This is a genomic window from Marinomonas gallaica (assembly GCF_049821165.1).
GTDB lineage: Bacteria > Pseudomonadota > Gammaproteobacteria > Pseudomonadales > Marinomonadaceae > Marinomonas > Marinomonas gallaica.
On the sequence record NZ_CP187511.1, the window covers coordinates 917,501 to 928,764 of the forward strand.

At 46.7% G+C, this 11,264-nt stretch carries 8 protein-coding genes and 2 rRNA genes (1 of these 10 cut by a window edge); 6 read left to right on the plus strand and 4 right to left on the minus strand.

Going from position 1 to position 11,264, the window contains the following annotated elements; translation table 11 throughout:
* From ACPUEK_RS04295 to ACPUEK_RS04310, 4 genes are all read left to right on the plus strand, one after another.
* A 23S ribosomal RNA gene (locus tag ACPUEK_RS04295) occupies positions 1 to 1,864 on the plus strand (it extends 1,023 nt beyond the left edge of the window).
* A gap of 189 nt (positions 1,865 to 2,053) precedes the next feature.
* Positions 2,054 to 2,168: ribosomal RNA gene (gene rrf, locus ACPUEK_RS04300) — 5S ribosomal RNA — on the plus strand.
* A 472-nt stretch (positions 2,169 to 2,640) separates the two neighbouring features.
* The gene (locus ACPUEK_RS04305; protein WP_425642428.1) at positions 2,641 to 2,778 is read left to right on the plus strand and encodes a hypothetical protein; all 138 of its coding nucleotides are present in this window, start codon (positions 2,641 to 2,643) and stop codon (positions 2,776 to 2,778) included.
* A gap of 440 nt (positions 2,779 to 3,218) precedes the next feature.
* Positions 3,219 to 3,728 (plus strand): DinB family protein, encoded by a 510-nt coding sequence (locus ACPUEK_RS04310; RefSeq protein ID WP_425642430.1) that lies wholly within the window; start codon positions 3,219 to 3,221, stop codon positions 3,726 to 3,728.
* A gap of 9 nt (positions 3,729 to 3,737) precedes the next feature.
* On the opposite strand, the gene ACPUEK_RS04315 is transcribed toward ACPUEK_RS04310, so the two are convergent.
* Together ACPUEK_RS04315 and ACPUEK_RS04320 are read right to left on the minus strand one after the other, a co-directional pair.
* The gene (locus ACPUEK_RS04315; RefSeq protein ID WP_425642432.1) at positions 3,738 to 5,081 is read right to left on the minus strand and encodes a DUF2254 domain-containing protein; all 1,344 of its coding nucleotides are present in this window, start codon (positions 5,079 to 5,081) and stop codon (positions 3,738 to 3,740) included.
* Positions 5,082 to 5,237: 156 nt separating this feature from the next.
* Positions 5,238 to 6,044, minus strand: coding sequence for a flagellin (locus ACPUEK_RS04320; protein ID WP_067035735.1), 807 nt, complete (start codon positions 6,042 to 6,044; stop codon positions 5,238 to 5,240).
* Between the two features lie 318 nt (positions 6,045 to 6,362).
* On the opposite strand from ACPUEK_RS04320, the gene ACPUEK_RS04325 reads away from it, so the two are divergent.
* Positions 6,363 to 6,839, plus strand: coding sequence for a hypothetical protein (locus ACPUEK_RS04325; protein ID WP_425642434.1), 477 nt, complete (start codon positions 6,363 to 6,365; stop codon positions 6,837 to 6,839).
* 18 nt (positions 6,840 to 6,857) lie between these two features.
* On the plus strand, positions 6,858 to 7,859 hold the full coding sequence (locus ACPUEK_RS04330) for a phosphotransferase (protein WP_425642435.1): 1,002 nt from the start codon (positions 6,858 to 6,860) through the stop codon (positions 7,857 to 7,859).
* Between the two features lie 108 nt (positions 7,860 to 7,967).
* Here the strand turns inward: ACPUEK_RS04330 and ACPUEK_RS04335 are convergent, their stop codons facing one another.
* A complete protein-coding gene (locus ACPUEK_RS04335) occupies positions 7,968 to 8,507 on the minus strand; it encodes a DUF6795 domain-containing protein (protein ID WP_425642436.1) in 540 nt (179 codons plus the stop codon).
* A gap of 155 nt (positions 8,508 to 8,662) precedes the next feature.
* The gene (hrpB, locus tag ACPUEK_RS04340; RefSeq protein ID WP_425642438.1) at positions 8,663 to 11,134 is read right to left on the minus strand and encodes an ATP-dependent helicase HrpB; all 2,472 of its coding nucleotides are present in this window, start codon (positions 11,132 to 11,134) and stop codon (positions 8,663 to 8,665) included.
* Positions 11,135 to 11,264 lie beyond the last annotated feature (130 nt).

Sequence of the window (11,264 nt, forward strand, 5' to 3'; positions counted from 1 at the left end):
GAAGGCTTAGACAGCTAGGAGGTTGGCTTAGAAGCAGCCATCCTTTAAAGAAAGCGTAATAGCTCACTAGTCGAGTCGGCCTGCGCGGAAGATATAACGGGGCTCAAACTGTACACCGAAGCTACGGATACTAGTTTACTAGTATGGTAGAGGAGCGTTCTGTAAGCCGTTGAAGGTCAAGCTGTAAAGCAGGCTGGAGGTATCAGAAGTGCGAATGTTGACATGAGTAACGATAAGGGGAGTGAAAAACTCCCCCGCCGGAAGACCAAGGTTTCCTGTCCCATGTTAATCAGGGCAGGGTGAGTCGGCCCCTAAGGCGAGGCAGAAATGCGTAGTCGATGGGAAACAGGTTAATATTCCTGTACTCGTACATATTGCGATGGAGAGACGGAGAAGGCTAGGCCAGCACAGCGATGGTTGTCTGTGTTTAAGGCGGTAGGTTTGGGACTTAGGCAAATCCGGGTCCCTTTAAGACTGAGAACTGACGACGAGCCCTCTTTTGGGCGAAGTGGTTGATGCCATGCTTCCAGGAAAAACTTCTAAGCTTCAGATATGATCGAACCGTACCCCAAACCGACACAGGTGGTCAGGTAGAGAATACCAAGGCGCTTGAGAGAACTCGGGTGAAGGAACTAGGCAAAATGGCACCGTAACTTCGGGAGAAGGTGCGCCGGCCGATGTGAAGGACTTGCTCCGTAAGCATCAGTCGGTCGAAGATACCAGGTGGCTGCGACTGTTTATTAAAAACACAGCACTCTGCAAACACGAAAGTGGACGTATAGGGTGTGACGCCTGCCCGGTGCTTGAAGGTTAATTGATGGGGTTAGCGCAAGCGAAGCTCTTGATCGAAGCCCAAGTAAACGGCGGCCGTAACTATAACGGTCCTAAGGTAGCGAAATTCCTTGTCGGGTAAGTTCCGACCTGCACGAATGGCGTAACGATGGCCACACTGTCTCCACCCGAGACTCAGTGAAATTGAAATCGCAGTGAAGATGCTGTGTATCCGCGGCTAGACGGAAAGACCCCGTGAACCTTTACTATAGCTTCACAGTGAACTTTGAACCTACTTGTGTAGGATAGGTGGGAGGCTTTGAAGTGAGGACGCCAGTTCTCATGGAGCCAATCTTGAAATACCACCCTGGTATGTTTGAGGTTCTAACTCAGATCCGTTATCCGGATCGAGGACACTGTGTGGTGGGTAGTTTGACTGGGGCGGTCTCCTCCCAAAGAGTAACGGAGGAGCACGAAGGTGCGCTCAGCATGGTCGGAAATCATGCATAGAGTGTAAAGGCAAAAGCGCGCTTAACTGCGAGACAGACACGTCGAGCAGGTACGAAAGTAGGTCTTAGTGATCCGGTGGTTCTGTATGGAAGGGCCATCGCTCAACGGATAAAAGGTACTCCGGGGATAACAGGCTGATACCGCCCAAGAGTTCACATCGACGGCGGTGTTTGGCACCTCGATGTCGGCTCATCACATCCTGGGGCTGAAGCCGGTCCCAAGGGTATGGCTGTTCGCCATTTAAAGTGGTACGCGAGCTGGGTTTAGAACGTCGTGAGACAGTTCGGTCCCTATCTGCCGTGGACGTTTGAGATTTGAGAAGAGTTGCTCCTAGTACGAGAGGACCGGAGTGAACGAACCTCTGGTGTTCCGGTTGTCACGCCAGTGGCATTGCCGGGTAGCTATGTTCGGACGGGATAACCGCTGAAAGCATCTAAGCGGGAAGCCTCCTTCAAGATAAGATCTCACTGGCACTTAAAGTGCCCTAAAGAGCCGTTCGAGACTAGGACGTTGATAGGTTGGGTGTGTAAGCGCTGTGAGGCGTTGAGCTAACCAATACTAATTGCTCGTGAGGCTTGACCATATAACACCAAAATGGTTTCAAGAGTGTGAAGAAAACATACTCGCTGTACTACAGACTACGATACCAATACTGGTTTGATACTTGGTTATCACTATTTCAAAAGTTTTATTGTTAAAGACTCAAGTTCACGAACTTGCGTGTTTTGGCTAAGGCAAACAGAAGCCCCCAAAACGATCGCAAACCCGTTTGCTTGACGATCATAGAGGCGTTGAACCACCTGATCCCATCCCGAACTCAGAAGTGAAAGGCGCCATCGCCGATGGTAGTGTGGGAGATCCCATGTGAGAGTAGGTCGTCGTCAAGCATCATACAAAGGAAGCCCTGATAGCCACGCTGTCAGGGCTTTTTTGTGTCTGCGGTTTTCTGCATCTCAACACCTCAAAACAGCTAGATTGCGCATCCCTTTTATGCCCCGCTTGCGCCTGTCTCATGCTTCGACGCTTCAGCGGGTGACCTCAAAAGACTGTACCTTATGACATCGATTAGAGAAGGCGTTCAGAAAAACAGAGACATCGCACCACCTGATCCCATCCCGAACTCAGAAGTGGCTCTCAACACGCCGCAGGCGCTCACCATCGCCGATGGTAGTGTGGGAGTCCCGCAAGGGTATAGATATCGTCAAGCATCATACAAAGGAAGCCCTGATAGCGATGCTGTCAGGGCTTTTTTGCGCCTCAACGCATCAACGCAGCTAGATTGCGCACCCCTTTTATGCCCCGCTTGCGCCTGTCTCATACTTCGACGCGTCAGCGCGTGACATCAAAAGTGTGCGCCTTATGGCATCAGTCAGAGAAGGCGTTCAGAAAAACACAGGCATAGCACCACCTGATCCCATCCCGAACTCAGAAGTGGCTCTCAACACGCCGCAGGCGCTCACCATCGCCGATGGTAGTGTGGGAGTCCAGCAAGAATAGATAACGTCAAGCATCCTACAAAGGAAGCCCTGATAGCGATGCTGTCAGGGCTTTTTTGTGTCTGCGGTTTTTCGCACCTCAACACCTCAACACCTCAACACCTCAACGCAGCTAGATTGCGCATCCCTTTTATGCCCCGCTTGCGCCTGTCTCATGCTTCGACGCGTCAGCGCGTGACATCAAAAGCGTGCGCCTTATTAGCATCGATTAGAGAAGGTGTTTAGAAAAACAGAGACAGAGCACCACCTGATCCCATCTCGAACTCAGAAGGGGCTCTTAACACGCCGCAGGCGTTCACCACTTCGAGTATGAGAGAGAAACTAACCTTATTATTGGTTGCATTGCTGCGCTTCTCTAACGAAATAGGGCCAACTGATTGTTAGAAGCTTACATTTTTAATAATGTAATAATTCTATGACTGCTCTGAAAAGGATGAAATTATGCACCCAGCGTTGGCACAAGATATGGCGAACTATAACCGCTGGATGAATCAACGTATTTATGACGTTTGTTCACAGTTATCAGATCAAGAGCTTAGAGAAGGCCGCAAGGCATTCTTTGGATCGATTCACGGAACATTAAACCATCTCTTGCTTGGTGACAAAATCTGGCTCGGCCGTTTCCTTGGTTCGCCTTATACTGTGGCTAAGTTAGATGAAGAAATTCATCATAGTTTTCTTGACTTAAAGACAGATAGAAAAGCAACCGACCAAGCTATTATCGATTGGGCAAATGGCTTAACCGATGATGTATTAGGCAGCACATTGGAGTATCGCAGCGTGGTGAACCCTCAACCACGCAGTTATGAGATGTGGTTAGCTGTAAATCATTTCTTTAATCATCAAACGCACCACCGCGGTCAGGTCACCACGTTATTGTGCCAGGTTGGCCTAGATGTGGGCCTAACAGACTTAATCTGGTTACCGGATGTGGTTGAGCGTAACACTTAGGCAATCCGCTCAAAGGGATCGTTTGGCCATGATATGCTCTAAACACGTAATGCGTTCATTTATTTCTTGCATATCATGATCGACAAAGTCGCGTTTTTTTAGTTCGTGTTCCAGCATGTTTTTTTGCTGACGAATGAACTTCCAATGTTTCTGATTTTGCGCCTGTTCCGCTATACGACACAGCCCCTCAAGTAGTCTCAGCTGTACGGAGAGGCTTCTATTTGCATGTTGGCGAATTTGGTCATAAGCGCTGTTGGCTAAGCTTTCAAAGGAGGCTTTTTTAAATATAAGCCTAGGCTTATCCTCATTATCGCAGGCGATACCCTGTGGAAATTCTTTGTGTAGCAAATTACAAAGAGTGGTACTCAATTTATCGACACAGACAATGGCAGAGTAGGGATCGTTGATACTTGGTGACAGGGCTCTTAAGGCGATTTCTACTAATTGCAAAATAGCGAACTCAGGATCTTGTATTGGCGTACGTTTTGCGCCTAGCGTGATACAGCTTAGCAGTGACTCAATTTGAGAAGGTGAAGGGTCATCTCCTGAGTGATGTATAACAATCATTCGAGAGGTAATGTAATCACCTGGTGTAATAAGCAACTCTGCGCATTGGTCATAAGAAGATAGAATTTGAGTCAAACTCGTATAATTAATCGCTTGTACATAACCAGATCGTTTTATATGGATGGGAGTAAAAGCGCTTTTAAGGGGTCTTTCGATGGATTTACATGAAGTATTTTTAGCCTCATTACTTCTTTGCTCATCGAATATATGGAGGATATTTGTCTGCATTGTTTCGAATACCTTATCGATCACGTTGTCAGCTTGCAGGTTGATGGCTACGTGATGAATAAAGTAGATCAGCAAAAGAATACCGCTGAAGGTCAATAATATGGCCCCGCCTAGAGTCAGTCCAGGCAGGTATTCTCCGCCAGCGAAGTTGTCTGTGGCTCGCGCTAATACTAAGCAATACAGAAAGATAGAAGTAAAAACACCTAATACGGATTGGGTGCTAGGATCATTCATGAAATTTCGGATGAGCCTAGGGCCAAATTGAGACGACGCATTGGTAAGGGCAACCATTGTGATAGAGAAAGTAATACTCACTACTGTCATAACACTTCCTGCTACCGTGGTTAGCAAGTCCCGAGTAATACTCCCATCTGCATGGTATAAAAAATTGAGCCAATGGATGTCTTGTAGATGTAAATTTTTATCCACCCAAAGTAATGATGAACATAACAGAAGTGTTGCAAAAATAATCAGACAAGGTACAAACCAAAAACTCGTACGTATCGTGTCATAGGTTTTGAGTAACTTGTTGGTTGGGAAAAGTGAGATCTGCACCATTACTTCCTTTTTATGATTTATCGTTTAGTTACAGCATTATGATAATGACACAGGAGGGCAATAGGCGTTGCAAAAATATGGGCGAGTGTATTAATTTTTCATTCTCGTAGGAAAAGGCGCTTTTAGCATACTTAATACTAAAAGCGCTTACATGTCCTAATTAGTGAGTAGATTGAGCACTCTGCTGGCGTCTGCATTCGCTTGGGATTGAACAGCAACTGATGAGCGTTCGAGAATACTGTTAACTACTTGGTTGCTTACTTCTCCTGCAAAATCAGTATCTTGTATCCGTGATCGGGCTGCTGATTCATTTGCTTGGCTTTCTAATAATGCATCAACACGGCTGCTAAATGCATTTTGGGTCGCGCCATATTCTGCTTGCAAGCTATCAATATTCTCTAAGCTGCTGTCGACCGCACTCAATGCACTGTCGAGAGAGGCTTGATTAGTGATATCAAAAGCAAATAAGCCATTTGTAGTAAGGGTGTCACTTACATCGTTAGTGTTGACTCCCATCGTGCTATTAGCATCCGGGCCCACTTGGAAATCAAGAGTGCTGTCACTGCTTAAAAGCTCTTGTCCTGCAAAGGTGGTTGAGCCTATTGTTCCCTGAATATTCTCCAGAAGAGCGTTGGCCTGTTGTTGAAGCGCCTGTCGGTCAGAATCAGAATAAATGCCATTACCAGCCTGCACCGCTAGCTCTCGCAATGACGACAGGTCTTTGGTAATCGACTCCAACCCGCCTTGTGCGATCTGTGTTACAGAGATACCAGACATGCTGTTCGCAACAGCTTGTCCGTTCCCATCGATTTGGCTCGTTAACCGATTAGCAATTTGTAGGCCTGCGGCATCGTCTGCAGCACTGTTGATACGTGTACCACTAGCAAGATTGGTTTGGCTCGTATTTAGTGACTGCGTAGCAGAGGTGTTAACGTAATTTGAGTTTATGCTATTAATACTCATGTAATCATCCTTGCCGCGAATTGGCGATATGGGATTTGTGACGTTCTCAGTATAGTTGCAAGTTGACTAGATTAAAAATCGAGCAAAATTTTATCTTAGTTTGACAAGAACTTTTCAAATAGAAAAGCGCTTTTAGACACCGTCTCATCGTAAAATAGTAAATCCTCATAGCGAGTAAGTTGCTTTATAAAGGTGAGTAAGTGTTTAGGTCACTGGCGATACGAGCTTAGGAAAAGGTATTCAGACATTGAGAGAAAGGAATGAATCCAATGTATATAATCATCAAAAAGATGTACACCAAAGCTGGAGTCATATTGAATGATTAAGCGTTTCTTTTCACGACATAAAAAGGCATTACCCTCCATGTCAGGGAATTATGATGTGTTGCCTCGGGAACATAATCGTAGCCAATTTACTAAGTTAGTAGAGTCCTTCAAAGTGAATAATGTGGGATGTGATGCGTTAACCCCTCAAATGTTAGAACATAAGTTCACACGGTTTTCAGAACAAAACAAGCTGGCAGTAGGTCTTAGTTCACACCTCATAAGTCATTGTTCTCCTGAGCGATTACAACAATTGCTAAGGGTTGGAAATTACGATGCCATGATAAAAAGCGGCATTAAGAAAATAGAAAAAGAGGATGTAAATTTCTCGTGGCATAAAGAGAAAGATATTGTGGGCTCTTTATTTGTCGATCGTGGCTGTTTTATTTTAGTCAGAGCGGTAAAGCGAAGAGTTGGCCTTAATCGGCGTTGGGTCTTCGATTTATACCTTGCCTCGCGTCATTTTGCTTAGGATTCGAAGAACTTGACGATGACCTCATATGCCCCAGAATTCTTTATTAAGCGCACACTGGCCGCCGAATACGTAACGCACGTTGAAACGTTGCAGTCGTTGTGGAGCGGCTATGGGCATATCTCACGCTACGCGGTGAAAGTAAAAGACCGTTACTTTCATGTGATTCTAAAAGCCATTGATAGCTCGTCTAGCCAAGCGCATCCTAGAGGGTGGCAGTCGGACCTAGCCCATCAACGCAAGGTTCATTCTTATGAAGTAGAAACGAACTGGTACCAGAATTGGGCCAATGGCTGTGTCAATGTCGCGCGTGTGCCGCATTGTCTAGGCGTGTTACAGCAAAACGACACGGTTTTTTTACTCCTGGAAGATTTAGACGAAAAGGGGTTTGATCAAAGGCATACACAGCTAGACCTTTCGCAAGCAGTGGCAGTTTTGCAATGGCTGGCAACCTTTCACGCTCATTTTATATCGCCCGATCCCAGTGAGTCTTGGCCGGTGGGGTTATGGCCTCAAGGTACCTACTGGCACCTTGCGACACGTCCAAATGAGTGGCAGGCGATGATTGCGAGTCCACTCAAGGACGCGGCCGAGACGATAGACAACACATTACGCCAAGCGCGCTATCAAACGCTTGTGCATGGCGATGCTAAAGTTGCCAATTTCTGCTTTACAGCAGATGCATCAAGTGTCGCCGCCGTTGATTTCCAATACGTGGGCCGCGGTATAGGTGTGCAAGATGTGGCGTATTTCCTCGGTAGTTGTTTAAGTGAAGTTCAGCTTGAAGAAGATTTAGAGTATCTACTTGATGTCTACTTTAGTGAATTAGCACGTTGCATGATTGCTCGTGGCGAATCCCCTGACTTTGCGGAGTCTGTTATCACGGAATGGTATCGATTATTTCCTGTGGCGTGGGCAGACTTCCATCGTTTTATCATGGGCTGGTGTCCAAGCCATGCAAAGAATACGAGCTTTAGCCGTAAGCTTACTCAGCAAGGATTAAACATTTTATTGACCTAGTGATGCGGGCATTTACTTCCGTTTTCTGAAAAGAAAGATCAGTTCATCGGCTAAAGAAGCGGCAATATCTAGGCTGATAGTGTCCATTATCTAAATTTCCTTTCATGTTTATTTCCAGTGACAGTTTGTGCCTATAAAGCCTCTTTCTCCGGTGTTGACACGTCTTGCTCCATCAGTAATCTCGCAAACTAAGTTATTCGGTTGTTGATTATTAAACTCGTATAGCTCAGGAGGCTCGGCCTTGGCGCCACCCCATATCTGAGTCTCAGTATTTTGATATTGAACGAATATTTGCTGATGAACTAGGAAGCCCGTTGGTGTCATGAATGGTTCTGTGAATTCCCAAAAAACAGAGTCGAACTCAAAGTTTCCCTTCTCATCTGAGGTGGTCTTGTCTTCACCTTTTCGACCAAATAACTCATATTTTCGTATTAATACGGCATCCGCCGCTGGCTCTCCTTCATAGAGCAGCTGGCCTTCAAAGCCCGAGAACACGCACCCAGCCTCTTTCTTTTTGAACAGTCCCATTCCTTCATCTCCATATACTGCGGACGATAACCAAAGTACCAATAAAATCAGAGCGCTTCCCATAGTGAGTTTGGGGTGGCTGAACATTGCTTTAACGATTGGGCGAGCAAAAGAAGACATGAGAAGTCCTTTCTCTGTTATTGATTAAATTGGTCTTTGGCTAAAAATAAACCAAGCAGAATTATGAAAGAGTGGGTCTATTGGGTGAAAGAGGGTTTAAATATAACTTTCATTTGATTGACGATAAGCTGACATGGTGTTGTGGGTTTCGAGCCTTACGAGTTACGTAAGGCTCGATTGGTCTTGGCTGTTGCTTCTGCTGTTAGTGGGTTCTCTGGCCATGGGTGCTTAGGGTAGCGTCCACGCATTTCTTTGCGTACGTCTGGGTAGGCTTCTTGCCAGAAAAAGGCTAAGTCCATGGTCACCGCCAAGGGGCGTTGGCCGGGTGATAACAGCTCTATTTTAACCACTTTCCCTGCAATTCTAGGGCTTTGGGTTTCGCCGAACATTTCTTGCAGTTTGACTCGTATAACAGGGACATCGCCTTGATAATCTACTTTGATGCTTGACCCCGATGCCACTTGGACCCGCAGAGGTAATGCTTTGAGTTGCTGTTGTTGGGACCAACTGAGCAGCGCCATCATTGGTTCAACGAGGCGAATTTTTTCCAATTGTTGAATGCGCGTTACGCCCACCAAATAAGGCGCCAGCCAGTCTTCTAGTCGCTCCAACAAACAACGATCGCTGGCGTCGGGAATGGAAGCGTCGAGGTGTTGATGGGCAAATCGGATGCGGGCCCTGAGTGCTAGACTGTCATCATCCCAATGAAGACTACTTAAGCCTTTTTGTCGAATATAGTGACAGCTTGCTAACGTCACGGCGGACTCAGGTAGTGGTGTGAGAGATATTTGATCAAGCTTTAATTTACCCAGCCAGGTTTCTTCCGCACCGATTAAGCCGCCACTGGCTTTATCCCATTCGCAGCGTTCTACTCTCGCAAGTCGATCGGCTAAAGCATTTTCAAGCTCGCGTTTAAGAATAGGATGAGACAGATATATTTGATCCGCATCGCGTTCGGCGTGTCCACCTAATTCCAATGCAATTAAAAACTCAGACTGAGCGTTACTGTCATGGCTTGGCAAAGCCGCTTGGCGACCATTGCTTAGCTTAAATAAAATATGATCGTCATGCTGGCGGTGGCGCTTGGCGATCCGGTCCGGAAAGGCCACTGCAAGGCATTCCGCTAAAGATCGCTGTATTGGTGCAGACGCTTCAGAAAAGTGTTTGGATAACCCGGATAGCGTGCGTTGCCAAGCGTGTTTTTGTGAGCCAGTTTTTCGATATTCAATGGCACTTAGTAGGCTAGAGTCTTGTGTGCTTTTGGCCGCGCCATCATAGAGTAATGCTGCGGCTTCCGTGGCGCTTTGAGGTTGTCCGTAACGTTGGGCGTCTAGTAGCAAGCGTGCCAACCTCGGCGGCAAGGGTAGCTCTACGAGCGTTTTCCCCGTTGACGTTAATGTTAACTGGGGGCTTTGTTCTAGAATTCCTAGCGACGTTAATAATTGTTGAGCTTGCTGCCAGTGAGCAGCCGGTGGCGGGCTGATCCAATCGAGTTCCTCTAGGGTTTGTGCTCCCCAACGCGCCACGTCCATGACTAAGTGGCTTAAGTCTTCCAGCTCGATTTGTGGAGCGTTGTGTGGACTTAAACGGTGTTGCTGATCTGCCGACCACCAGCGGTAGCAGACACCGGCTTGTAATCGGCCTGCGCGGCCTGCGCGTTGGGTCGTTTCTGCTTGGGATGCACGACGTGTATGTAAGCGTGTGGTAGCCGTTTTTGCATCGAAACGTGCTTCGCGTGAAAGACCTGAATCAATCACCACTTGTATACCATCGATGGTTAAACTGGTCTGCGCGATGCTGGTGGCGAGAACCACTTTTCTATAACCAGCGTGTGCAGGTGCAATGACGTTTTCTTGCTCCGATAGACTCAGATCACCAAATAAACTGAGCAGTTCGGTTTGTGCTGGTAGGGTGCCATTAAGCATGGATTGAACGGCACGTATTTCACGCTGTCCGGGTAGAAAAACGAGTATTGAGCCATTGTCTTCTTGTAAGGCTTGGTGAACCAGTTTAGCAACGTGTTGCGGTATGTCTTGTTGCTTGAGTGACAGATTGCTGTAGCGCATGCTAATGGGGAATTGACGTCCTTCACAAATGATCGGATCACACTGCAGCAGTTCAGTTAATCGTTCACTGTCGAGGGTGGCCGACATAACTAACAGTTTAAGTGGATCGTCATCACGGAATAGTAGTCTGGCCTGTAGGCTTAATGCGAACGCCAAATCTGAATGTAGGTTACGCTCATGAAACTCGTCGAAAATAATTAAGGCAACCTCATCGAGACTGGGATCATCCTGTAACATGCGGGTGAGAATGCCCTCAGTAACGACTAATAGTTGAGTATGAGCGCTCTGTTTACCTTCTTGGCGTATTTGATAGCCAACACGATGCCCAAGCGGTTCGCCAAGTTGATCTGCGAGTCGTTTTGCTGCGGACTTAGCGGCCAGCCGACGGGGCTCAAGCATGATGATTTTGCGTTGACCGAGCCACGCTTCATCGAGAAGAGCCAGAGGTACAGCCGTTGTTTTCCCCGCCCCCGGGGCGGCTTCAAGTATGGCTTCATTGTGCTGAGCTAACTGTAATTTTAAATCTGGAATGATAGAGTAGATAGGCAAAGCAAACGTCATAATGATCCCCTGTAGCGAGGGGGCATAATAGCGATATTTGTTTAGAATTTCAGTGACAACATGCCTCGCACTAAAGTGTGAACGATATAAAAAAGACGTACGATATGATTGTTAATGGTGTATTAACAAT